Raw genomic sequence first — 24294 nt, forward strand, 5'->3', positions numbered from 1 at the left:
GTTCATGAAACGCACGCTGTATTTGATTCATCGCTGGCTGGGAATCGTCCTGTGCCTGTTCATGGCCATGTGGTTTTTCTCCGGCGTCGTCATGATGTACGTGGGCCATCCCAAGCTCACGCCGTCCGAGCGGCTGGCCAGCCTGCCCGCGCTTGATGCGGCGCGCTGTTGCGCGGCACTGCCCGCGCTCCTCGCCGCCACCGGGCGCACCGAGAGCCCCACGGCAGTGCGCCTGACGTCGGTTGCCGGGGTGCCGCGTGTGTTGCTGTCTTACGGGCGCTCCGAGGTGGTCGCCGTGGACGGACTCAGCGCACGACGGATTGAGTTCGTCAGCGCCGCAGATGCCTTGGCGGCGGCGCAGGCCTATCTGCCGGGTAGCCAAGCCAGCGATCAGGCGCTGGTGCTGGAAGACGCCTGGACCCATTCCAAAGCGATGGAGCCGCATCGGCCCCTGCACCGCCTCCACATGGACGACGCCCAGTCCACCGTGTTGTACGTGTCAAGCCAAACCGGGGAGGTGGTGCGCGACGCCACCGGCACCGAGCGGGGCTGGGGCTGGGGCTGGGTCGGCGCCTGGATTCACTGGCTCTACCCGTTTCGGGGCGGCCTGCTGGATGGCATCTGGAGCGAGATCGTGATTTACACGTCCCTCGCGGCCACCGTGCTGGCCTTGCTGGGCATGGTGGTGGGCGTGTGGCGCTGGCGCTTTGCCGGGCGATTCAGCAGTGGCTCGCGCTCACCCTACCGCGAGTCGTGGATGCGTTGGCATCATCTGTTGGGGCTGGTGTTCGGTGCCATCACGGTCACCTTTATTTTCAGCGGCCTCATGTCCATGAATCCGTTCAAGGTGCTGGACTCCGGCGCCCCCAAGCTGGCGCAACGCATGTCAGCCAGTGAGCGCTGGCACGCCCGGCACTTTGGCCTGTCCGCGCAGCAGGCTTTGAGCCGCTTTGCGGCCGGTGGTTTTGTGGCGCGGGAGCTGGAGTGGCGCATGGTCGGTGGCGCGGGCTATTTTCTGGCGCTGAACGGGCAGGGCGGCAGCCGCCTGTTGGCCGCAGGGATCACGTCAGGCGATGCAGCGCCGTTTGAAGCCTTCAGCATGGCGCAGATGCAGACTTTGGGCAGCGCCTTATTCCCCAAAAACAAAGTCGTGGAAGCCACCGTGCTCAATGAATACGACACCTATTACTACAGCCGCGAGCCGCACACCATGGGCGGCGGCGTCAAGCACCTGCCGGTGTTGCGGCTCAAGTTTGATGACCCACAGTCCAGTTGGCTCCAGCTGGACCCCCGCACCGGCGCGGTCCTCAATCAGCTGGACGCGTACGGTCGGGTGCGACGCTGGCTGTTTGCGTTTCTGCACAGTTGGGATTGGTTGCCCTTGTTGGAGCGGCGTCCGCTGTGGGATATCTGGATGATCGGTTTGAGTCTGGGGGGCTTCATCATCAGCGTGACGGGTTCGGTACTGGGATGGCGTCGGCTGCAGCGTAAAAAGCGCGAATCGATGACCCGCGCCCAGCGGGTTGCCGCCACCTGAGCGCCGGCCTCTGATGTCCCCAACTTCTCGTCATCACCTCCTCATCGCGGGCTGCGTCGTGCTGTTCCACCTGGGCGCCTTGTGGGCGCTGCAAACCGGCTTGCTCCAGCGCGCGGTGGCCGTCATCGTGCCGGTGCAGCTGCTGAGTGAGTTCATCGCGCCGCCCCGGCCCAACGTAGCGTCGCCGCCCCCGCCATCGCCCCCGATGCGCAAGCCGGTCGCGCCAGCGGTGCGCCATCCAACCGCCGCGCTACCGCCGCCGCCCATGCCATTGGCGATAGCCGACCCGACGCCCGCGCCTCAAACGCCGGTGGGGGTGGTGCAGCCACCCGTGGCACTGGCGCCGATGCGGACCCCGGTGGCGGCCACGCCCGGCCCGCCGGCGCCACCACCACCGCAAGTTGAGCTGCCGTCCAGCGACGCCGACTACCTGCAAAACCCAACGCCTGCCTATCCCGCTCACAGTCGGCGTCTCGGTGAGCAGGGCAAGGTCATCGTGCGGGTCTTGATCGGTGTCGATGGCGTGGCCCGCAAGGCGGAAATCCGCCAGTCCAGCGGTTTTGAGCGGCTGGACCAATCTGCCCTGGCCACCGTGCAGCGCTGGCGTTACGTCCCAGGTAAACGCGCTGGCGTGGTGGAAGCCATGTGGTTCAGCATCCCTGTTAATTTTGTTTTGGAGTAACTGTTCATGAATTCTCAATCCGGACTTTTAACGCTGTGGACGCAGGGCGACCTGGTCACCCGCGCTGTGGCCTTGCTGCTGCTGGCCATGTCCCTCGCCTCCTGGATGGTCATCCTCATCAAAGCCCTCGGCTTGCGCCAGATGGCCAGGGAGGCCCAGGCGACTGAGCGCTTCTGGCAGGCGCCCGATTTTTCCGATGGGCTGAAGCAGCTCGGCGGCGATGAAACCAACCCGTTCCGCCAACTGGCGATCAAGGGCCAGGCGGCGGATGCACATCTGCAGCCCCGCAGTAGCCAGCCGCACCTGAACGATTCGCTCGACCGCAACGACTGGGTGACGCGCTGCCTGCGCAGTTCAATGGACGAGTCCACGACCCGGCTGCAGTCGGGGCTGGCGGTGCTGGCCTCGGTTGGCTCCACCGCGCCGTTTGTCGGTCTGTTCGGCACCGTCTGGGGCATTTACCATGCGCTGCTGGCGATTGGGGCCGCGGGTCAATCCACCATCGACAAGGTCGCCGGGCCCATTGGCGAGTCGCTCATCATGACGGCGCTCGGGCTGGCAGTGGCGATTCCGGCGGTGCTGGGTTACAACGCGCTGGTGCGCGGCAACAAGGGTGTGCTGGGCAAACTCAACCGCTTTGCCTACGACCTGCATGCGCTGTTTGTGACCGGCGCGCGGGTCGGGTCGACCCAGGCTTTCAGCAATGGCAGCAAGGTGCTGTCGATGCGCAAGGCCTGAACATCATGGCCTTCGGAACCCAAGACGACAACGATGAAGTCATGAACGAAATCAACATGACGCCGCTGGTCGACGTCATGCTGGTGCTGCTCATCATCTTCATCATCACCGTGCCGGTGATGAAACACGCGGTCAATATCGACCTGCCACGCGCCAGCAACACGGTGCAGGACGCCAAGCCCGAAACCATCCGCCTGAGCGTGGATGCCGCGGGCCAGTACTACTGGAACGAAGCCCCGCTGAATGAGTCCGATCTGGTGCCGCAGCTCAGCGCCGCAGCAGTCCGGGAGCCGCAGCCCGAATTGCATATTCGCGGTGACAAGGCGGTGCGTTACGAGCGCGTGGCGCGGGTCATGGCGGCGGCGCAGCAGGCGGGCTTGAAAAAAATCGGTTTTATTACCGAACCGAAATGAGCGAACCGACTGGCCGGGGTCATCGCCAGTCGGGTCACATTCGGGTAAGCTGTCAGCAGTAATATTTTGGCAACCCCTTTGGAGACAATATGAGTGATTCACAAGACGCTGGTTTCGGTAAATTCGTCCCCGGTTTTGACTTTCTCCAGAATCTGGCCAAGGGGGCGTCCCAGACGGTGCCGCAGATGCCCAATCTGGCCAACTGGATTGCGCCCACGCTGAATGTGGAAGAGCTGGAAAAACGCATTTCGGAACTCAAGACCGTGCATTTTTGGCTGGAGCAAAACTCCAAGGCCTTGGGCGCCACGGTGCAGGCGCTGGAGGTGCAAAAAATGACCCTGGCCACGCTCAAGGGAATGAATTTCAACATCGGTGATGTGGCGAATTCGCTCAAGATGAAGGCGACCGATTCCATGTTTTCGACGCCACCACGCGCCCCTGAAAAAGCGTCGCCGCCCAGCAAGACCATCGCTGAGCTGGCCGCCGAGGTCGAAGCGGCGGCTGCCGCCCAAAAGGCCCGTGATGCGGTGCCCCCGCCTGCGGCTGCCGTCCCGCCAGTTGCTGCGGCAGTTCCTGGCATGGTCGACCCGATGCAATTGTGGGGCGCCTTGTCGCAACAGTTTCAGCAAATTGCCGCCAGCGCGATGAAAGAAGTCAACGCCAGCGCCGCCATTGACGCGACCAAAAACATGGCCGCTGATTTTGTGAAAGAAGCGGTTTCGGCGACGAAAAAAGCCGCCGCCAGCGTGGTTCAATCCAGCGAGCCCGCCAAAACGCCGGCCAAAGCGGCCAGCAAGCCCGTCGCCAAAACAGCGGCCAAAAAGGTGGCTAAAAAAACGACGGACCGAAGCAGCTGATGCGGCCGCGGTCCACTTGACGATGAAACTGTTTCCTTACGGCCATGCCACCCACCCGCAGTGGCAGATGGCCGCCGGCTTGGTGCTGGCGCAACTGCGGGCCCAGATGGCGCTGCACGGCTATGCCAGCGCGCCGACGCTGGCGCTGCTCTACATCACTGACCACTATGCGGAGCAGGCGCAGGACATCCTGGACCACCTGAGTGCCGAATTGCCGGAAATCACCGATTGGTCCGGCACGGTGGGCGTGGGCATTGCGTCCAACAACGTTGAGTATTTTGATGAACCCGCGCTGGCGTTGATGTTGTGCGAATTGCCGACCGACCAGTACCGGGTGTTTTCCGGCGTAGCGCCCCTTGGCCTCGGGTTTGAGGCCCACACCGCCCTGATTCACGCGGACGCGACGACGCCCGACCTGGCCGAGCTGATCGCGGAGATGGCCTTGCGCACGGCCTCGGGTTATCTGTTTGGCGGCTTGGCGTCCGGCCGCTCGAAAACGGTGCAATTTGCCGTTGCCGGCAACGGCAATATCAGCGGCCACGGTGCCGCCAGCGGCGTCTTCAGTGGCGGCTTGAGCGGCGTTGCTTTTGGCGAGGGCGTGAACCTGGTGTCACGGGTCACGCAGGGCTGTTTGCCACTGGCCCGGGCGCATCAGATTACGGCGGCCAAGACCAATGTGGTGACGCAACTGGACGGCGCGCCCGCGCTGGATGTGATGTTGCGTGAGCTTAAGGTGTCACTCGATCAGCCTGAACAGGCACTGCTGGCGGTGCGCGCCACCCTGGTCGGCTTGATGCAGCCGGCGGACAGTGCGGGCCAGGGCGCTGATGCGGTGGCGGTGAGTCGAACGGGTAACTTCGGGCCCGATGTCATCGTGCGCCACATCATTGGACTGGACCCGGCCCGCAAGGGAGTGGCGGTGGACGACCAGTTGCAGGTGGGCATGCAGCTGGCATTTTGTCAGCGCAATGTGCAAGCCGCCAAAGCCGATTTGATCCGGGTCTGTGCTGAAATTCGGGAAGAGCTGGAGCCGCAAGAGTTGCCGGTGGAAGCGGCAACCGCCTTGGCGGCGTCCGAGGCCGAGTCAACGCCGCATCCGGCGCGTGGCATTGCCGGCGCCATCTACGTCAGCTGTTCCGGGCGCGGCGGGCCGCATTTCGGCGGCCCCAGTGCCGAGATGCAAATCGTGCGCCGGGCGTTGGGCGATGTGCCGCTGGTGGGCTTCTTTGCGGCGGGCGAGATTGCCCGCAACCATTTGTACGGTTATACCGGGGTGCTCACGGTCTTTACAGGCGAATAAGCCGCTAGCCCCCGTCCAGTATGGGTGGACAGCTATTAATTTAATAGCGAATTGCGATCTGGCGGCGGCGCAGTGCTTAAACCCCGCGGGCCCGGTCGGCTTTGAATTGCGCCACAAACGCGCCAAACTGGCCGACGTCCAGCGCGGCGCGCACCTCCGACATCAGGTTCAGGTAGTAATGCAGGTTGTGGATGCTGGCCAGCATTGGGCCCAGCATTTCGCCGCAGCGGTCCAGGTGGTGCAGGTAAGCGCGGCTAAAACCGCCGCGCCCGCCTTGCGCCCACGCCACGCCGCTGCCCGCCGCCGGGGCGCCCGCGCAGGCGTAGCAGGTGCAACTGGCGTCCAGCGGTTGCTCGTCCAGCTTGTGGCGGGCGTTGCGGATTTTGAGGTCGCCAAAACGGGTGAACAAGGTGCCGTTGCGGGCATTGCGCGTCGGCATGACGCAGTCAAACATATCGACGCCTTCGGCCACACCTTGCACCAGATCTTCGGGCGTGCCCACGCCCATCAGGTAGCGTGGCTTGTGCGCTGGCAGCTGGTGCGGTGTGTGCGCCATGATGCGCAACATTTCGTCTTTCGGCTCGCCCACGCTGACGCCGCCGACGGCGTAACCGGGGAAATCCATCGCCACCAGCTGCTCCAGCGACTCTTGCCGCAGGTGCTCGAACATGCCGCCCTGCACGATGCCAAACAGCGCGTTCGGGTTCTCCAGTTTGGTGAACTCCGCCTGGCAGCGCTTGGCCCAGCGCAGGCTGAGTTCCATGGAATAACGCGCTTCCGCCTCGGTGGTGAGCTGGCCCTTGGTCTTGGGTTCGACCGAAATATAGGGCGTGCATTCGTCAAACTGCATGACGATGTCGCTGTTGAGCACGGTCTGGATCTGCATCGAGATTTCGGGTGTCAAAAACAGCTTGTCGCCGTTGACGGGGCTGGAGAATTTGACGCCTTCTTCGGCAATCTTGCGCATCTCGCCCAGGCTCCAGACCTGAAAGCCGCCGGAGTCGGTCAGGATCGGCTTGTCCCACTTCTCGAACTGGTGCAGGCCGCCAAACTGCGCCATCACGTCCAGCCCGGGGCGCATCCACAAATGGAAGGTGTTACCCAGGATGATTTGCGCGCCCATGTCTTCCAGACTGGTGGGCGTCACGCCTTTGACGGTGCCATAGGTGCCGACCGGCATGAAGATGGGGGTTTCCACCACGCCATGGTTGAGCGTGAGGCGGCCGCGGCGGGCGTGGCTGGCGGGATCGGTTTGGAGTAGGTCGAATTTGAGCATGGGCGTTATTGTCTTTGATGTCCGCACGGATCGGTCACCGATCAAAGTGCTGGCGGACGCGGTCTTCCAGCAACTGCTGGGCATCGTGTTCATTGGTGTTGGCGAGCCGATCAAAGATCTGGCGCGCCATCGGGCGAAAGAGGGCCATGACGGCGGGGTCGAAATGGCTGCCGGTGTCTTGTTCCAGAATCGCCATGGCGGCCTCAAAGCCCATCGGCTCTTTGTACGGCCGTTTCGAGCAAAGGGCGTCAAAGACATCGGCCACGGCAAAAATACGCGCCGACAGCGGGATCGCCTCGCCGGCGAGCTGGCGCGGGTAGCCCGAGCCGTCCCATTTTTCATGGTGGGCGGCGACCACCGCATTGGCGCCATCAAGCCAGCCCATGCCGGTGACGATTTCCTCGCCCTGGTCAACGTGGGTGCGCATGGTGAGCCACTCCGCCGCGTCGAGCTTGCCGGGTTTGAGCAGAATGGCGTCGGGGATGCCGATCTTGCCGACATCGTGCAAAAAGCTGCCGGCAATCAGGGCCTGCATCGCACTGCCTGCCACGCCCATTTTCTCGGCAATGCTGGCGCTGATCCAGGCCACCCGGTAGTTGTGGGCGCCGGTATCGGAGTCGCGTTTGGCGATGGCGCGGCCCAGCGCTTCCATCATGGAAATATGCGAGTCCAGCACTTCGCGCGCTTTGCGTTCGTTGTCGGCCGACAGATGCACCACCACCGGGTAGAGCGCCGCACCGCAGAGCAAAGACGCCAGCCCGATCATGAAAGCCATCGTCAGGGAGCTGGCGAAAATCTGTTCGCGTTGCCAGGTCGGCACCACGCGCACGCCTTCGAAATAGCCGGTGATCGGCAGGCTCATGTCGGTGGCCGAATCGCGCAGCGGAACGAACACCCGCAACACCCAGAGATCGCTGGACAGCTTCAGGCTTTCATAGGAGGCGGCCACGTAATGGGGCGTGCCATGCTTGGGCAACGACGACTCCACCGCGTGCCCTTCCTGGGTCAGCGATTCCGCGAGTTTTTGACCCTGGCGGTCGTAAATTTCGGCGATGTCAAACAAGCCACCCGAAATGGTTTTCGCCGCCTCGGTGGCGTGCTCAACGGCATCCGGGCCGGACAGATTAATCGCGTTGTAGTGGTGCAGCAAGCGGCCGGATTCTTCGCTGGCCAGCGACACAATGCTTTCTTCCGCGCTTTCGCGTGCCACAAACCAGGCCACCGGGCTGGCCAGCGAAGCCAGCAACAGGCTGACCGCCGCGATCCGGAGGGCGGTGCGTTTTTGGAACAGATTCATGGCGTCATGGTCTCTTGCGGCCGTGGGGGACTTCAGCGTTGGCGCGTCAGCACCATCGCATCGCCGTAGCTGAAAAACCGGTACTGCGCGGCAATCGCGTGGCGGTACAGCGCCATGATGTGTTCATAGCCGGCAAAGGCGCTCACCAGCATCATCAGGCTCGATTTGGGCAGGTGAAAGTTGGTCACCAGCAGGTCAATGAGTTTGAACTCAAACCCTGGCGTGATGAAGATGCGCGTGTCGCCCGAAGCCTGGCCGGTCTGCGCCCAGGACTCCAGCGTGCGCACGGTGGTGGTGCCCACCGCCACCACGCGACCGCCGCGCGCGCGGCACGCGGCAATGGCCTGCTGCGTGGCGACGGGCACGTCGTACCACTCGCTGTGCATCTGGTGCTCGGCCAGGTTTTCGGTCTTGACCGGCTGAAAGGTGCCGGCGCCGACATGCAGCGTGACGTGGGCGCGCTGCACGCCCAAGGCGTCCAGAGCGGCCAGCAGGGGCTCGTCAAAATGTAGCGCGGCGGTCGGCGCGGCCACGGCGCCCGGGTTTTTGGCAAACACGGTCTGGTAACGCGCTGCGTCTTCGATCGAGTCGGCGTGGGTGATGTAGGGCGGCAGCGGCACATGGCCGTGAAGTGCCATCAAGGTATGCGGGTCGTCGCCGGCGTCGTTGGACAGCACAAAGCGGAACATGGCGCCATCGGCATCGGGCCAGCGCCCCAGCAGCGTGGCACGCAGGTTGTCGTGGGTGCCGGGTGCGCCGTTCAAGGCCACCGTGGTGCCGATTTCAGGCTTTTTGCTCACGCGCAGGTGCGCCGCCACCTGGTTGCCGCCGAGCACCCGCTCAATCAGCAGTTCCAGTTTGCCACCGGTCGGTTTTTCGCCAAACAGGCGGGCGTTGATGACCTTGGTGTCGTTAAAGACCACCAGATCGCCCGTTTTCAAGAGCGAGGGCAGGTCACGGAAGATGCGGTCGGTCGGGTTGGCGCTGGTGCCATCGAGGAGCCGGGAGCTACTGCGCTCAGGGGCGGGGTATTGGGCAATCAGCGCTTCGGGCAAGACAAAGTCGAAGTCGCTGAGGGTGAACGTGCGCGTGGCGCCAGGCAAAGAGGTGGGCATAGTGCTTGAGGGTTGGACAAACCCATACCAAGATTAGAGTGTAAGGCTGTGATTGTCGCAGCCCAAAACCGGTCTGCTAGCGCCGGACTCCTGGAAAAGAGTTGTCCATGTTGGTGGCAGCTGGCGTCCACCTCCGCCCAGCAGTTGGGCGTTTCATACAAGGTTATTTTGCTTAAGGACAAGCCGGTGCCGTATCGATCCCGATAGATGTTTTTCAGAATATCGAAGGCGGCGCTGGCCAGATTCTCGACCGTGGGTATGCAGTCCAGCACGACGGTCTTGTGATCCGGCAGGCTGTCCAGGAATTGCCGAATCACGGTATCGTTGCGGTAGACCAGAAACGCATGGTCCCAGAGATCGACCAGATGGGTTTTGGCTAGTGCCTTGATGTCGGGAAAATCCATGATCATGCCGTTATCCGATTGCCCCTCTTTTTCAATCGCCGCGCCGACCAGCGTGATGAGCAGGGTAAGCGGTGTCCGTGCAGGTTGCTGCACTGGGTTTTGTGGTCCGGAATGCGGTGGCCGGCATCGAATTCCAGCTTGCGGGTAATCGTTAATATGGGACGAATTTCAATCAGGGAATTTGTAACAGTTTATGGGTCTGCAGGTTGAGCTTCCACTGTAGATTGCAGTGGACGGCGCGGCATCCAAGCTCTCAGTTTGCCAGAGCAACCGAGCGGTTATAGAACGTCTCAGGGGCAATGTCCAAATCGCCCGGCCAGCACACCGTGTCCAATGCAACAAATGCCTGCTTGAACAAAGCGACATCTTGCAAGCGGACAAACACACCGCGTTTCAAATAGGGGCGAGCCTCGAACAGGCGATGGTCGTCGGTGTCGAACCAGAGCGCCAGAGAAAAATCATCCCTGGGGATAACGCGAATGACGGATTCCATGGTGAGATCCTAACGCAAGGGGCAATGGCAAACGGTGTCTGACCAGCGACACAAAAGATGTTAATGCGCTATTAAGTTAATAGCAAATTACGATTATTAAACGGGTTCTATAGCCTGATTTGGTATAAATAAAGGCATCAATGCCACACGCCTAAGAGTGCCATGAAAACACCGCCTTCGGCCCCAGTGCACATCCTGGGCTCAATCGTTAGGCAGCGCCAGTTCCATACGGTCGCGTCCCAGCGACTTGGCGCGGTAGAGCGCGTCGTCGGCCGCTCTCATGAGCTCCTCAAATGAGCTCGCGTTGGTGTTAAGACTGCTGATGCCCAGACTGACGGTGAAACTCACGGATTGGGGCGTCATCGGGGCGGGCGTCAGGCGCACCCCCCCCAAAATTCTGCGGGCCAGCGCGCCCGCACCCTCCAGGTCGGTCTGGGGTAGCAATACACAGAATTCTTCGCCACCCATCCGACCAAAAACATCGGCCGCACGCAAAAATTCGCCCACGGTTTGCACGAAGCTTTGCAAGACGCTATCGCCACCCGCGTGGCCATGATTGTCATTGATGCGCTTGAAGTGATCGAGATCCAGCGCCAGCAGAGACAAAGGCGATTTGTAGCGTACAGCGCGTAAAAATTCCCGTTCGGCGATCTCGACGAAATGGCGGCGTGTTGCCACGCCAGTGAGGAAGTCGGTATTTGCAAGTGTCTTGAGAGCCAACTCGGTTTTCTTGCGCGCGGAGATGTCCATCGTGGTGCCCACCATGCGCATCGGCCGACCGGCGCCGTCGCGTTGCACGACCTTGCCACGCGACGCGATCCAGATCCAATGGCCGTTCTTGTGGCGTATACGGTATTCGCTTTCGTACATGGCCGTCACTTTGTCGAAGTGGGCTTGCTTTGCGGTCGCCCGTGCTAGCGCGTCGTCGGGGTGGACCCTGTTGTCCCAGTTGGTCATGGTGAACTTGATCTCGCCCTGGCTGTAGCCCAACATGCCATAACAGCGTTCGTTGCAGAGAATCTCATTGTGCTCAGTGAACGGGTTCAGGTCCCACCAGCCCAGCTCACTGCCGGTGAGGGCCAGTTCTGTTTGATCTGAACGCCGGTGCCGGTCGCCATACTGTTGCTGCGCGTGACTCACTCTGTCGTCGGCGGACTGCTCTGGCAACAGGCGGGTGAACAGGCGGTCCTGTTCCTGTTTGACTATGTGGTAACACTCACAGGTCCGTTGCGCTAGCTGCGCCCGGTCAATCACCGTGATCCGGCCACGCTGGCGAGCGATGATGCCATCGGTCTCCAGTCTGACCGTCGCCTCGGAGACGCCCTGGCGGCGCACTCCCAGCAGGGTGGCCACCAATTCGTGGGTGGTGTTGATCCGGTTTGAGGGCAGTCGGTCAATGGTAAAGAGCAGCCAGCGGCACAGCTGTTGTTCCAGTCGATGATGGCGGCTGCACACCACGAGTTGTGCCATATGCGCCATCAACAATTGGGCGTAACGCAGGCATTGGGTCATGAGCCCCGAGCCGCGAAAGAATTCGTGCCTGAGGGCTTCCGTGCGGATACGCCAGGCACCGCCGGAGGTTTGAACCATAGCCAGCATATTCGAGGCGTCGCTGCCAAGAATCTGAACGATGCCTACCATGCCATCGCAACCCGTCATGGCGACCTTGGCCGACTCGCCGTGGGCGGTGTGGTAGATCAATGCAACAATGCTGTTGGTCGGAAAGTAGGCGAACACCTGTTTTTGGCCTGGTTCATGAAGCACCTTGCCCAAGGTTAGCTTAATGGGCTCCAGATCGGGCAGCAGGCGTTTCAAGGCGTTGTCTGACAGCCGGGCCAGGAGGTGGTTCTCTCTGGGGCTCCCAATGTCAATTTGCGTCATCCCTGTCCTTTTGTATGTGAGGCACAAGAGACAAACAATTGACGCGTGTCAGTGCTGTCTCCGGGTCACTCTAATTAAGTGGACGTAAATTTATAGTTATCGGCGGCGGAAGTATGTCCGCTAACGGACGGATTCAAGTCGCGCATTTCGTCCTCCTCACGTGAATCAGGGATACCCCGCTTGAAACTCAGCGCGCCACAAGCGGGGTTCCTCCGGCTCAAGCGCAACATCCGCCTGATCAGCGCGGCGTTGACGTGGTCATGCCCAATGACAGTAAACGCAAGGTCGATTTCACCGAAGGGCATGTTCTGAATGAATGTAATCAACTTTTAAAAAAAAAGTAATTCTGTATCTATTTTTGCAAGGAATATGAATCTAATTTGTGATGCATGTCAAACGCATCACAGCTTATTGAAACAAAAGGGTTCGCCGACCGGCTGCGGCTCGCGCTCAAAGGCGTGGGCATCCGGCCGTCACCCACACTTGTGGCCAACGAGTTCAATCTGCGCTATTGGGGCAAGAGCATCACGCCCCACACGGCACGCAACTGGCTGTTAGGCAAGTCCATCCCCATGCAGGACAAGCTGCGCGTGCTGGCCGAGTGGCTGCATGTCAGCGCGGACGAGTTACGCTACGGCACCTTGGCGCCCACCTTCAAGACGGAGGATGCCGGGACCGATATGTCCGTGTTGACCATGCAGGACCGCGACATGCTGGCGCGCTACATGACGCTGTCACTGGAAAACCGCAAGACGGTGTGTGATGTGGTAGTGGCGCTGGCCGTGGCGGCAACGGTCAAGGCGCGAAATTCATAAGAAATTGGCCTGTAGGCCCGGCGGAATAATCGTATTCTGCTGTATTTTAAGGAGCAAGTTGAGCGGCGTGGCGCAAAGATGGCGATTAGACATCCTTGCACTTAAAGCACACTGGGATTGGATTTCAGTCCGCCACGCACGGCCAATAAGCTGGATAAACCGGCCTGCAACCCCTCCAGGTCATCGGTGACGGTGAAGTAGACAATTTCATCATCCACTGTCATAGCCGTGGATGATGCGGTTGCGCAAGTCAATTGCCAGCTTCAAATTTATTACCGATCCAATCAGGGCGGGCTCCAGTTTCGCCAACCGTGCGCAGGCTTCCCCAAGAATTTCAAGTTGGCGCTCCACTGCCGAGCGACGCATCTTGTCAACGGTCTATTCGGCCAACGCGATGCCCGCAACAAATTCTTTGGCCGAGTCGATAGCCCCCAGCGCATCAACCAGCAGCTTTGGTATTTTGTCTGTCATAAATCAGGGTGCGACTGTTATTGACAGCTTGTAAAAAGTACGGATTACGGATGTAACACGGGTTCACCAGATCGACATGGCGACCTAGCAGCTGCTCAAGTGCATCCGCCAACTCGGTCCAGCGCTTGGCGCGCGAACCTGGAATTTGAGTGTCCAACTCCACCAAAAAGTCAAAGTCGCTGGAGTCGGGATTGAACTCCGCGCCGGTCGCCGAGCCAAACAGTTCCAGATGCGCAGCGCCATACTTTTCGCATAAAGCGGAGATGTCAGGTAGCTGGGAAACCAATGAGGTGTGCATTGCGGATTCATCAAACAAATTTTCATGGTTGTGTCCCTTGCCATTTGGGACGCAGAGGCGCTCAACTGTCTGAGCCACAATCATGCCATGACCGCCGCACCGCCCCCCTCAACCAAGCCCAAACCGTTGTCGGGCCCGCAAAAAGCCTTGCGTAAGCTGGGACTGGTGCGTCCCATCGATCTGGCGCTGCACTTGCCGCTGCGCTACGAGGACGAAACCCGCATCACCAAACTGCGCGATGTGCGCGAGGGCGAGGTGGCGCAGATCGAGGGTGTGGTGACCGTGTGCGAGGTGAAGATCACTGGTCACCGCCAGCTGCTGGTAACCGTGGACGATGGCACGGACACCTGCATGTTGCGTTTCTTCAGCTTTTATCCTTCGCACCAAAAGGCGCTGGCGGTGGGCAACCGGATTCGGGCGCGCGGCGAAATCAGGGGTGGGTTTGCCGGTTTGCAAATGATGCACCCGGCGTTCAAGGCCGCGGACGGCGAGCTGGCGGTGGCCCTGACGCCGGTCTATCCCACGGTGGCCGGGTTGCCGCAGGCCTACCTGCGTCGGGCGGTGCAGGGCGGGCTGGCCCGCGCCGAACTGTCGGACACCCTGCTGCCAGAAACTTTAGATGAAATTGGCCTGCAGCCCTTGTGGAATATGCGGGAGGTGCTATCGTTTTTGCATAATCCGACGCCGGATGTGGCGCTGGCGACGCTGGAAGACCACAGCCACCCGGCCTGGCAGCGGCTCAAGGCGGAGGAGTTGCTGGCGCAGCAGTTGTCGCAACTGCAGTCCAAGCGCGAGCGCGACAAGTTGCGGGCGCCGGTACTGGCGACGCGCCATGCCGGGCGGCCTCACGCTGGTCCTGGCCCTCTTGGGCCAGGACACCAGTCCGACCAGTGCTTGCCGCTGCACGAACAATTGCTCGCGGCGTTGCCGTTTCAGCTGACGGCGGCGCAGCGTCGCGTCGGCGAAGAAATCATGCACGATCTGGCCCGGCCCGTGCCGATGCACCGCCTGCTGCAAGGCGATGTTGGTTCCGGCAAAACGGTGGTGGCGGCGCTGGCAGCCGCCATTTGCATTGATGCCGGCTGGCAATGCGCCCTGATGGCGCCGACCGAGATTCTGGCGACGCAGCACTTTGGCAAGCTGGTGAGCTGGCTGGAGCCGCTGGGCATCAAAACTGCCTGGCTCACCGGCAGCCAGAAAATCAAAGAGCGGCGCGAGATGCTGGCGCTGATTGCCAGTGGCGAGGCCGGGCTGGTGATTGGCACGCACGCCATCATTCAGGAGAAAGTGCTGTTCAAGAACCTGGCGCTGGCCATCATCGACGAGCAGCACCGCTTTGGCGTGGCGCAGCGGCTGGCGCTGCGCAGCAAGTTGACGCCGCAAACGGAGCGACCCGAGGCCTTGGCCACACCGCGCGATGAATTGCCAGAAGCGCGGGTGGCCGGTTCCGGCTTTGCACCGGCCCAACCGACAGCTGGTCCAGCCGAAACGTTGTCCCCGCTGGAACCGCATCTGCTGATGATGACCGCCACCCCGATTCCGCGCACGCTGGCCATGAGCTACTACGCCGATCTGGACGTCTCCACCATTGACGAATTGCCGCCGGGGCGCACGCCCATCATCACCAAGGTGGTGAATGAGGCGCGCCGGGACGAGGTGATCGCCCGCATCCGGGTCCAGTTGGCGGAGGGGCGGCAGATTTACTGGGTCTGCCCGCTGATTGAAGAGAGCGAAGCGCTGGACCTGAGCAACGCCACCGAAACGCACGCCCAGTTAAGCGCGGCGCTGCCCGGTGTCATGGTCGGGCTGCTGCACTCGCGCATGCCGGTGGCGGAGAAGAAGGCGGTGATGGCCTTGTTCAGCAGCGGCCAGATGGGCCTGCTGGTCAGCACCACGGTGATTGAAGTCGGAGTCGATGTGCCCAATGCCTCGCTGATGGTGATTGAGCACGCCGAACGTTTTGGCCTCAGTCAGTTACACCAGTTGCGTGGCCGGGTCGGGCGCGGCGCGGCGGCCTCGGCTTGCGTGCTGCTCTATTCCACGGGCGATGCGCCGCGCCTGGGCGAAACCGCCCGTGCCCGGCTGAAAGCGATGGCCGAGACCAACGATGGGTTTGAGATTGCCCGGCGCGATTTGGAGATTCGCGGCCCGGGCGAGTTTCTGGGGGCGCGCCAGTCGGGCGCCGCGCTGTTGCGTTTTGCCGATCTGACGCTGGATGCCCATTTGCTGGCGTGGGCGCGCGAAGTGGCGCCGCTGATGTTGGACCACTACCCGGCGCTGGCGCAAAAGCATGTCACGCGCTGGCTGGGCGACAAGACCGACTACCTGAAAGCCTGACCGGTTCAACGCGCGCCGATCCGCACCTCGCTAAAAATGCTTTGCGCCTCGCGCGGCAGGCCGCGCGGGTGTTGAGTCCCGCGAAAAGATAAATTGTGGCATGCCGGGCGCAACCTGAATGGGTCCGATAAATTCAACCGTGGAACAATGGCCCTCATCATGAAACACTCTGTCTTGCATCTCCTTGGCCTTGCCCTCTTCTGGCTGTTGTCGGCGTTACCCGCGCAAGCGGAGTTGCCCAAGCGCGACCTGGTGGTGGAGTTGCGGCAGGTGGAAGACGCCGGCGGCGTCACGGTCAGCACCCAGTCGCGCGAGCCTTTGCTGACGCCGCAACAGATCCGGGTGCGCAATGGCGCCAAGGCCAGCTTGCGGCTGGAGCAGGCGCTGCCGATGCAATGGGTGAAGGCGGCCAGTTCGCAAACCGAATCGCTGTCCGCCGCCGGCGTTACGTCTCGCAGCAGCGGGGGCAGTGTGGTCAATGAAGTGACCTGGATGGACGCCGGCCAGAGTCTCACGGTGCAGCCCCGCTGGCCGGGCGGCAAACAAGCGGTCACCGTCGAAATTGAGGTGCAGGCGGCCGCGGTGGGCGATCGCATCGGCTCTGAATTGCCGACCCAGTCACGCAGCCAGACGGCGACCACCGTCAGTGCGCCGCTGGGGCAATGGGTCACGATTGCGACCACTGGCAGCAGTCCAGCGCGCGGGGTTTACAGCAGCGAGGCGACCGGCGAGTCCCGGCGCCTGATACAGCTTCGGGTGCTGGCGCCCTGAGCCGGTTTTTATTCGGATCGTTGAATGCCACAATCACGCCATGACACTGACTGAGCTTAAATACATCGTGGCCGTGGCCCGCGAACGCCATTTTGGCAAGGCCGCCGAGGCCTGTTATGTGTCGCAGCCGACGCTGTCGGTCGCCGTCAAAAAGCTGGAAGAAGAGCTGGACGTCAAGCTGTTTGAACGCAGTGCCAACGAGGTTTCGGTGACGCCGTTGGGCGAAGAAATCGTGCGCCAGGCGCAAGCCGTGTTGGAGCAGGCCGCCAATATCAAGGAGCTGGCCAAGCGTGGCAAAGACCCGCTGGACGGGCCGCTCACGCTGGGATTGATCTACACCATCGGCCCGTATCTGCTGCCCGATCTGGTGCGCCAGATGATTGCCCAGACGCCGCAAATGCCGCTGATCCTGCAGGAGAACTTCACCGTCAAGCTGCTGGAGATGCTGCGCACCGGTGAAATTGACTGTGCCATTCTGGCCGAGCCGTTTCCGGACGCCGGGCTGGCGATCGCCCCGCTGTATGACGAGCCGTTTTTGGCCGCCGTGCCGCCGCATCACCCCTTGGCGGCGCAAGAGCAAGTCACCACCGAAGAGCTGAAGCGCGAAACCATGCTGCTGCTGGGCAGCGGCCACTGTTTTCGCGACCATGTGCTGGAGGTGTGCCCGGAATTTGCCCGCTTTTCCAGCAATGCCGAGGGCATTCGCAAGAGCTTTGAAGGCTCGTCGCTGGAGACTATCAAGCACATGGTGGCCGCCGGCATGGGCGTCACGCTGGTGCCGCGCCTGAGCGTGCCCAAAGAAGCGCTGGCGATCAAACCCCGGCGCAAGCGGGATGAAGACGCCTACATCAAATACCTGCCGTTCGCCGGTGACCCACCCACGCGCCGGGTGGTGTTGGCCTGGCGACGCAGCTTTACCCGTTACGAGGCGATTGCGGCCTTGCGCAATGCCATCTACGCCTGCGAGTTGCCGGGCGTCCATCGATTGTCCTGATAAAAATATTGTTCCCATGAGCCTTTCCCAAGCTGCCATTCTGGCGCCGGCCCCGCAACTCGGGCGCTACCTGTTTTTTTCCATGGCGCCAGTGCCAGCGCAAGCGCCCGCGCAGGCCTTGCGCGACAGCCTGGCCCGGCTGGCCGACCTCGCCGATGGCAAGCAGGTGTTGGTGGGGTTAGGGCCTGAATTGGTGCAGGCACTGGGTGCGCAGGTGCCCGGTTTGCACCCGTTCGAGGCGATGTCGGGTCATGGCGTGCAGGTGCCCAGCACGCCCGCCGCCCTGTGCTGCTGGCTGCGCGGCGATGACCATGGTGAACTTTTTCACCTGACGCGCCGGATCGAAAAAGTCCTGGCGCCGGCTTTGCAGCTTGACTTGCTGATTGAGGCTTTTCGACATGGGCAAGGCCCGACCGGCCAAGGCCGCGATTTGACTGGTTACGAAGATGGCACGGAAAACCCGTCCGGCGATGCGGCGCAGGCGGCCGCCCTGGTGCAGCAGTGTGGGCCTGGCCTGGAAGGTTCCAGCTTTATGGCCGTGCAGCAGTGGCTGCATGACTTTGATGCCTTCGACGCGATGGCCGCTGGCGAGCAGGACAACACGCTCGGACGGCGCCGCAGCGACAACGAAGAACTGGAGGACGCGCCACCTTCCTCGCACGTCAAGCGCACGGCGCAAGAGAGCTTTGAGCCGGAAGCGTTTGTGCTGCGCCGCTCCATGCCGTGGGCGCAGGGGCGCCAGGCCGGGCTGGTGTTTGTGGCCTTTGGCAAGTCCTTTGACGCGTTTGAGATGCAAATGCGCCGTATGGCGGGTCAGGAGGATGGAATCACCGACGCGTTGTTCCTCATCTCCAAACCGATCACCGGCGCCTTTTTCTGGTGTCCACCGCTGCGGGACGGTCGCCTGGACCTGCGCGTGCTCGGTTTATGAGCCAGCCGGTTGAGCCGGGGGTGTTTCGCCGTCAACTGGCCTTGTACCTGAGCCTGATTCGCTGGAACCGCCCGGCGGGCTGGCTGCTGCTGCTGTGGCCAACGTTAAGCGCCTTGTGGGTTGCGGCGGACGGCTTTCCCGGCTGGCATTTGCTGACCGTCTTCACGCTCGGCACCATCCTCATGCGCAGCGCCGGCTGTTGCATCAACGACGTGGCCGACCGTGATTTTGACCGGCACGTCAAACGGACGGCGGGGCGCCCGGTGACCACCGGCGCGGTCTCGGTCAAAGAGGCGCTGCTGCTCGGGGCGCTGCTGGCGCTGCTGGCGTTTGCGCTGGTGCTCACCACCAACGCCGCCACCGTGGGCTGGTCGTTTGGCGCGCTGGCGGTCACGCTGGTCTACCCGTATGCCAAACGCCTGTTCTCCATGCCGCAAGCGGTGCTGGGGGTGGCGTTCAGCTTTGGCATTCCGATGGCTTTTTCCGCCGTGCAGGGCGGCGATTCGGCCGGTCTTTTTTCCGGGCCGATCAGCGTGCCGTCACTCGTTTGGGCTCTGGTGCTGGGCAACCTGTTGTGGGTGCTGGCCTATGACACCGAGTACGCCATGGTGGACCGCGATGATGACCTGCTGATCGGCATGAAGACGTCCGCCATCACCCTGGGCCGGCTGGATGTGCCGGTGATTCTGCTCTTCTATCTGTTATTTATATCAATTTGGGCTGTAGCCCTCTTGCCGTATGCGCAAGGTGCTATATTTTATATAGCGGTCGTGTTGGCGTTGGCGCAAGTCGCCTGGCACTACGCCCTGATTCGAAGCCGTTCGCGCGAGGGCTGTTTCAAGGCCTTTCGCTTGAACCACTGGCTGGGGTTCGTCCTGTTTGCAGGGATTGCCGCCAGTTACGCCCTGGCCTAGCCACGCCGGCTGCAGGTCTGCGGGTTTAACGGGTAACGGCCACGAGGTGGGCCGTGCTAATATTTTAATTTTGCGTTAGCGCCTCTTTCATGTCCCCAATTCCTGTGGCTAACCCGTTCGCCACATCGGCGCCATCGTCCTCGGCGCTGGCTGGCAGTCCCCCACTGCCCGATATCTTGTACGGGCCGATCGATCCCGATTTGCTTCGCATGGAAGTGCTCGCCGATATTCTGGAGGCGACGGCGCTCCGTCTGCCGCAACAGGTGGCACTGATGGCCGGGGACCGGCAGCTGACATATCAAGCATTGAACGCGCAGGCGGATCAGGTCGCCTCATGGCTGCTGCAGGCGGGCGTGCAGCCCGGCCAGATCGTCGGTTTGTGGCTGCCGCGCGGCATTGAGGCGCTGGTGATGCAGGCGGGCATTGCAAAGGCTGGTGCCGCGTGGTTGCCGTTCGATGCCGACGCGCCGGTCGAGCGCATTGGCGTGTGTCTGGCGGATGCCAACGCCGTCGGTATCGTTACTTGCGCGGCGTTCGCGCCATTCCTCGGTGCGTTTGGGCAAACCGTCTGGACGGCAGAGGAGTTGCTGGCGCCGTCCTTGTCATTGTGTCGCCGCGAAGGGGTGCTGCCGACGCACCCGGCCTACGTCATCTACACCTCGGGCTCGACCGGCAAGCCCAAGGGCATCGAAATCAGTCAAGCCAGTATTTGCCATTTTTTGCGCAGCGAAAACAGCCTGCTGGGCATCCGCGACAGCGACCGGGTGTACCAGGGGTTTTCGGTCGCGTTTGACATGTCGTTCGAGGAAATCTGGATCAGTTACCTGGCCGGCGCCACGCTGTGGATCGCCACCAAAGAGGTGGCGTCTGATCCGGAAGCCTTGCCGCAGGCGCTGGTGGACCACCAGGTGACGGTGTTGCATGCGGTGCCGACCCTGCTGGCCTTGTTCAATCAGGAGGTGCCCAATTTGCGCCTGATCAATCTGGGCGGTGAGATGTGTCCGCAGTCGCTGGTGGCGCGCTGGGCCAGGCCAGAACGACAGGTCTTCAACACCTACGGCCCGACGGAAGCGACGGTGTCGGCCAGTCTGGCCGAGCTGCACCCGAACGAGCCGGTCACCATCGGACGGCCGCTGCCGAATTACGGCCTGTTCGTTATCAACCCCGCGATGGAAGACGGACTCGTTCTGATGCCACGCGGCGAGGTCGGCGAGCTGTGCATCACCGGGCCCGGCGTCGCCGCCGGCTATCTGGGGCGGCCTGATCTGACGGCGGAAAAATTTCTCGCCAATCCATGGCGCCGCCACGTGCACGATGCCCGGCTGTACCGCACGGGTGATTTGGCCCGCATCGATCCCGACGGCTGTGTGCAATGCCTGGGCCGCACCGATGACCAGGTGAAGATTCGGGGCTTTCGGGTGGAGCTGGGCGAGATCGAGGCGGCGCTGGCCAAGCTGCCCGGTATCGGCACCGTGGCCGTGCTACTGCGCCAGCAGGAGGGCATCGACCAGTTGATCGCCTTCATCGTCTTTGAGGCCGGTGTCACGCTAGGGAGTTCGGTGTTGCGCGCGGCACTGGCCGAATCGCTGCCGTCGTACATGGTGCCGGGGTATTTTGAGCTGCTGGCTGACATGCCGCGCCTCACTTCCGGCAAGATTGATCGCAAGGCGCTCAAGGCGCGGCCGCTGGCCGTTGCCACGGACGAGGCGACGGGTTCGGATACGCCGGACACGCCGGCCGAGCACGCCTTGTTCGGCGCCTTGGCCAAGCTTTTCCCTGGGCAGCCGATTGTTCGCAGTGCGGATTTTTTCTCCGACCTCGGCGGCCATTCGCTGTTCGCGGCGCGACTGGCATCGGCACTGCGTATGGACCCGCACTTTGCCCACGTCACGGTGCGTGACATTTATCAGAACCGCACCATCGGCCGCATCGCCGCGGTGCTGGCCGAAGCCCATGAAGCCGGGCCCGCCGTCGACATTGATTGGGTGCCGCCGTCCGCCTTCAAGCGCTGGCGCTGCGGCTTGGCGCAAGCGGCCGCCGTGCCGGCGCTGGTGGCGCTGAGCATGGCGCAATGGATGGCGCCGTTCTTCACCTATCACTTCTTTACCGGGGAGCCCAGCGACTCGATCGCCGTTGCCATCGCCGCCTCGGTGGCGGCGTTTCTGATCGCCACGTTACTGGAGTTTGCGCTGGCGATTGCCGGCAAATGGCTGATTGTGGGCCGCCTGAAAGCCGGACGATATCCCCTCTGGGGTCTCACCTACTATCGCTGGTGGCTGGCCGACCGCTTGGTCGAAGCGGCGCCCAGTTATCTGCTGAGCGGCTCGTCGATGTACGCCTGGTGGTTGCGCGCGCTCGGGGCTCAAATCGGCCGCGACGTGGTCATCGGCTCCATGACCTTGCGCGCGCCGGACTTGCTCACCATTGGTGACGGCAGCAGCATTGGCAATGCCGCCAATTTTGAGAATGCGCGGGTGGAGCATGGCGAGTTGTGGCTCGGGGCAATCACGGTCGGGCGCGACGCCTGCATTGGTTCCTATGCGGTGCTGGAAGGCAATACGGCGATCGGTGCTTTCGGCCATCTGGAAGGCCAGTCGGCGTTGAGCGACGGCGAGGTCGTGCCCGCCGGGCGCATCTGGCAAGGTTCGCCGGCACGCGATATCGGCGCCTTTGACCCGGCCTCGAATCGGGCCCGACCGGCCTTGTCGCGCCAGCGCGTGCTGGTTGAGGCGGTGTATTTTGTGTTCGGCGCGTTGCTGATCACCACCTTGTTCTTCTTGCCGGTTTTCCCCAGCTTCATCCTGATTGACTGGATCGACGATGTCGAGCGTTTCCCCATACTGCGCAGTTCTGACGTGTCGTTTCAGCTGTTCAAGTATTTCATCCTCGCCTTTCCGGCGTCCGCGGTGCTGATCGTCTGCACCGCGTTGCTGTCCGCCGGCATCCGCTGGACCGTGTTGCCACGTCTCAAGCCGGGCAGCTGGCCGGTGCACAGCAATTTGTACTGTTCCAAATGGTTGGTCAACCAGATCCAGGAGTCCAGCCTCGCGGTTTTGCACGGCGTCTATGCGACGGTGTACGCGCCGTTCTGGTATCGCTTGCTCGGCGCCAAGGTGGGCCGCGATGCCGAAATTTCGTCGGCGCTTGGCTTGGTGCCAGACATGCTGACGCTCGGCGATGAAACCTTCATTGCCGATGCCGTCATGCTGGGCGACGAGCACATCGACGGCGGCTGGATGACGATGCAGCCGACGGTGATTTCGCGCCGCAGCTTTGTCGGCAATGGCGCCTACATTCCGGATGGCACGACGCTGCCGGAAAACGTCCTGATCGGGGTGCACTCCACGGCACCGGCCAATATGCAAATGCAGGACGGGGATACCTGGCTTGGTTCGCCGCCAATCAATCTGCCGGCGCGCGAGCAGACCAGCGGTTTCCCGGAGTACCTGACCTATCGGCCGTCGCCGGTGCGCCGGCTGGCGCGCGGCTTGATTGAGGCCTACCGCATCGTGGCGCCGCATGCGATCGTGATTTCGGTCGGTTACACCGTGGTCTTGAATGTCATGCCGATGGCCGGCGACGGCCGCTGGGGCGACGTCATCCTCTATCTGACCGTGGCCGGTCTGCTGTATGGCATCGGCACCTTCTTTTTCATCGCGGCGCTCAAGTGGTTGCTGCTGCAGCGTTATCGCAAATGCAGCGTCCCGATGTGGACGCCGTTTGTCTGGCTCTCAGAAGGCGTGACCAATTTGTACGAAGGTATTGCCGTGCCCAATTTCTTGCGTTATCTGCGCGGCACGCCCTGGCTGCCGATGGCGTTGAATTTGTTGGGCTGTCGCATCGGCAAGGGCGTCTATCTCGATACCACCGATATCACCGAATTCGATTGCGTCACGGTGGGCGACTACAGCGAACTCAACGGTCTGGCCTGTCCGCAAACCCATTTGTTTGAAGACCGCGTGATGAAGGTGGACCACGTCACCATCGGCCGCCGCGTCTACATGGGGCCGCGCAGTGCGGTGCTGTATGGCGCGGTGGTGGCCGACCATGCGCAATTGGGGGCGCTGACGCTGGTGATGAAAGGGGAATTCATCCCGGCGGCCACCAGCTGGAAGGGCTGCCCGGCGGCACCGGCGCGCCATTGAGATGCTGGCAGTCCGTGATCCGGTAGTGGTCCATGTCTGGCCCGACAGTGCGCCACTGGCTCTGGATGAGTTGCGCTCCGAGCGGGCCTGGACCGTCATCAGTCTTGTTACGCCCGACACGACGCTGCGGCACGCGGCCCGGGCGCGCATCCGCACCGCTCTGCAGGACCTGCTTGGGGCCTTGTTGCGCCGCCCCGCCGCCTCCATTGCCCTGCTCTCACAACCGGGTCAAGCGATTTTGCTGGACTGGCCTGAAACGCGCATCGGCCTGTCGGTCAGTCATGCCGCTGGTTTGAGCGTGGCGGCGATTCGGCTGGGTGGGGCGATCGGCATCGATCTGATCCGCATTGAGTCGGGTGCGGCCGAACTGCCCGACTGGGAGCGCGTGGCGCAGGACTATCTTGGGCCGCAGAGCTGTCGCCGGCTGGCCACACTGCCACCTGCGCAGCGCGCCGCCGCCTTCGCCCAAGCCTGGAGCCGCTGGGAGGCCGGTCTGAAGTGCCTTGGCCTGGGATTGACGGAGTGGAACGCCGCGCTTGAATCCAGGCTGGCGTCGTGCGCGGTCAGGCCGCTTGCCGTGCCTGAGTCCTATGCCGGTGCGATGGCGATCGGTTGAGGCGAATAG

General features: G+C 62.3%; 21 protein-coding genes and 1 pseudogene. 14 read left to right on the top strand and 8 right to left on the bottom strand.

The genetic code is table 11. The features are described 5' to 3' along the window. The first annotated feature begins 4 nt into the window (after window positions 1-4). From HHJ17_RS15110 to HHJ17_RS15135, 6 genes are all read left to right on the top strand, one after another. Window positions 5-1537, top strand: coding sequence for a PepSY domain-containing protein (locus tag HHJ17_RS15110; RefSeq protein ID WP_296506348.1), 1533 nt, complete (start codon window positions 5-7; stop codon window positions 1535-1537). A 13-nt stretch (window positions 1538-1550) separates the two neighbouring features. Beyond that, entirely contained in the window at window positions 1551-2219 is a 669-nt protein-coding gene (locus HHJ17_RS15115) for an energy transducer TonB (RefSeq protein WP_296497045.1), read from the top strand. A 6-nt stretch (window positions 2220-2225) separates the two neighbouring features. Further along, on the top strand, window positions 2226-2957 hold the full coding sequence (locus HHJ17_RS15120) for a MotA/TolQ/ExbB proton channel family protein (RefSeq protein ID WP_296497047.1): 732 nt from the start codon (window positions 2226-2228) through the stop codon (window positions 2955-2957). 5 nt (window positions 2958-2962) lie between these two features. Beyond that, window positions 2963-3370, top strand: a complete 408-nt coding sequence (locus tag HHJ17_RS15125) for a biopolymer transporter ExbD (protein ID WP_296497049.1) — start codon at window positions 2963-2965, stop codon at window positions 3368-3370. A gap of 89 nt (window positions 3371-3459) precedes the next feature. Then, window positions 3460-4227 (top strand): PhaM family polyhydroxyalkanoate granule multifunctional regulatory protein, encoded by a 768-nt coding sequence (locus tag HHJ17_RS15130; protein ID WP_296497050.1) that lies wholly within the window; start codon window positions 3460-3462, stop codon window positions 4225-4227. A 22-nt stretch (window positions 4228-4249) separates the two neighbouring features. Next, window positions 4250-5527 carry an FIST N-terminal domain-containing protein gene (locus tag HHJ17_RS15135; protein WP_296497053.1) on the top strand — a complete coding sequence of 426 codons (1278 nt, stop codon included), beginning with the start codon at window positions 4250-4252 and terminating at the stop codon, window positions 5525-5527. Window positions 5528-5603: 76 nt separating this feature from the next. On the opposite strand, the gene tgt is transcribed toward HHJ17_RS15135, so the two are convergent. The 6 genes and pseudogenes from tgt to HHJ17_RS15165 all read right to left on the bottom strand — a co-directional run bounded on the left by tgt (window position 5604) and on the right by HHJ17_RS15165 (window position 11993). Next, window positions 5604-6803 carry a tRNA guanosine(34) transglycosylase Tgt gene (tgt, locus tag HHJ17_RS15140; RefSeq protein ID WP_296497054.1) on the bottom strand — a complete coding sequence of 400 codons (1200 nt, stop codon included), beginning with the start codon at window positions 6801-6803 and terminating at the stop codon, window positions 5604-5606. A 34-nt stretch (window positions 6804-6837) separates the two neighbouring features. Continuing rightward, the gene (locus tag HHJ17_RS15145) at window positions 6838-8100 is read right to left on the bottom strand and encodes an HD domain-containing phosphohydrolase (RefSeq protein ID WP_296497055.1); all 1263 of its coding nucleotides are present in this window, start codon (window positions 8098-8100) and stop codon (window positions 6838-6840) included. A 32-nt stretch (window positions 8101-8132) separates the two neighbouring features. After that, the gene (gene queA, locus HHJ17_RS15150) at window positions 8133-9215 is read right to left on the bottom strand and encodes a tRNA preQ1(34) S-adenosylmethionine ribosyltransferase-isomerase QueA (RefSeq protein WP_296497057.1); all 1083 of its coding nucleotides are present in this window, start codon (window positions 9213-9215) and stop codon (window positions 8133-8135) included. A 122-nt stretch (window positions 9216-9337) separates the two neighbouring features. Then, window positions 9338-9777, bottom strand: a pseudogene (locus tag HHJ17_RS15155) (6-carboxytetrahydropterin synthase); the annotation flags it as partial. 95 nt (window positions 9778-9872) lie between these two features. Further along, window positions 9873-10112 (bottom strand): DUF2442 domain-containing protein, encoded by a 240-nt coding sequence (locus HHJ17_RS15160; RefSeq protein WP_296498045.1) that lies wholly within the window; start codon window positions 10110-10112, stop codon window positions 9873-9875. A 201-nt stretch (window positions 10113-10313) separates the two neighbouring features. After that, the gene (locus HHJ17_RS15165; protein ID WP_296498042.1) at window positions 10314-11993 is read right to left on the bottom strand and encodes a diguanylate cyclase; all 1680 of its coding nucleotides are present in this window, start codon (window positions 11991-11993) and stop codon (window positions 10314-10316) included. A gap of 389 nt (window positions 11994-12382) precedes the next feature. On the opposite strand from HHJ17_RS15165, the gene HHJ17_RS15170 reads away from it, so the two are divergent. After that, window positions 12383-12808, top strand: a complete 426-nt coding sequence (locus tag HHJ17_RS15170; protein WP_296498038.1) for a hypothetical protein — start codon at window positions 12383-12385, stop codon at window positions 12806-12808. 210 nt (window positions 12809-13018) lie between these two features. On the opposite strand, the gene HHJ17_RS18800 is transcribed toward HHJ17_RS15170, so the two are convergent. Next, window positions 13019-13174 (bottom strand): HepT-like ribonuclease domain-containing protein, encoded by a 156-nt coding sequence (locus HHJ17_RS18800; RefSeq protein WP_366557548.1) that lies wholly within the window; start codon window positions 13172-13174, stop codon window positions 13019-13021. Window positions 13175-13247: 73 nt separating this feature from the next. Next, complete coding sequence (locus HHJ17_RS15175) at window positions 13248-13661, bottom strand: nucleotidyltransferase domain-containing protein (protein ID WP_296498035.1); 414 nt, start codon at window positions 13659-13661, stop codon at window positions 13248-13250. Between the two features lie 3 nt (window positions 13662-13664). Between HHJ17_RS15175 and recG the strand changes: the two genes are divergently transcribed. The 7 genes from recG to HHJ17_RS15210 all read left to right on the top strand — a co-directional run bounded on the left by recG (window position 13665) and on the right by HHJ17_RS15210 (window position 24285). Continuing rightward, the gene (gene recG, locus HHJ17_RS15180; protein WP_296498032.1) at window positions 13665-15914 is read left to right on the top strand and encodes an ATP-dependent DNA helicase RecG; all 2250 of its coding nucleotides are present in this window, start codon (window positions 13665-13667) and stop codon (window positions 15912-15914) included. Between the two features lie 159 nt (window positions 15915-16073). After that, on the top strand, window positions 16074-16685 hold the full coding sequence (locus tag HHJ17_RS15185) for a hypothetical protein (RefSeq protein WP_296506350.1): 612 nt from the start codon (window positions 16074-16076) through the stop codon (window positions 16683-16685). Between the two features lie 40 nt (window positions 16686-16725). Then, window positions 16726-17679: a LysR substrate-binding domain-containing protein gene (locus tag HHJ17_RS15190; protein WP_296506354.1), complete on the top strand. Its 954-nt coding sequence runs from the start codon at window positions 16726-16728 to the stop codon at window positions 17677-17679. A 16-nt stretch (window positions 17680-17695) separates the two neighbouring features. Then, window positions 17696-18610: a Dyp-type peroxidase gene (locus HHJ17_RS15195; protein WP_296506356.1), complete on the top strand. Its 915-nt coding sequence runs from the start codon at window positions 17696-17698 to the stop codon at window positions 18608-18610. Then, on the top strand, window positions 18607-19524 hold the full coding sequence (gene ubiA, locus HHJ17_RS15200; protein ID WP_296506359.1) for a 4-hydroxybenzoate octaprenyltransferase: 918 nt from the start codon (window positions 18607-18609) through the stop codon (window positions 19522-19524). The genes HHJ17_RS15195 and ubiA overlap by 4 nt, the downstream gene beginning before the upstream one ends. A 209-nt stretch (window positions 19525-19733) precedes the next feature. Then, window positions 19734-23669, top strand: coding sequence for a Pls/PosA family non-ribosomal peptide synthetase (locus HHJ17_RS15205; protein ID WP_296506390.1), 3936 nt, complete (start codon window positions 19734-19736; stop codon window positions 23667-23669). 1 nt (window position 23670) lies between these two features. Then, window positions 23671-24285, top strand: a complete 615-nt coding sequence (locus HHJ17_RS15210) for a 4'-phosphopantetheinyl transferase superfamily protein (protein WP_296498020.1) — start codon at window positions 23671-23673, stop codon at window positions 24283-24285. The last annotated feature ends 9 nt before the right edge of the window (window positions 24286-24294 follow it).

It is taken from the genome of Rhodoferax sp. (assembly GCF_012927445.1).
Taxonomy (GTDB): domain Bacteria; phylum Pseudomonadota; class Gammaproteobacteria; order Burkholderiales; family Burkholderiaceae_C; genus Rhodoferax.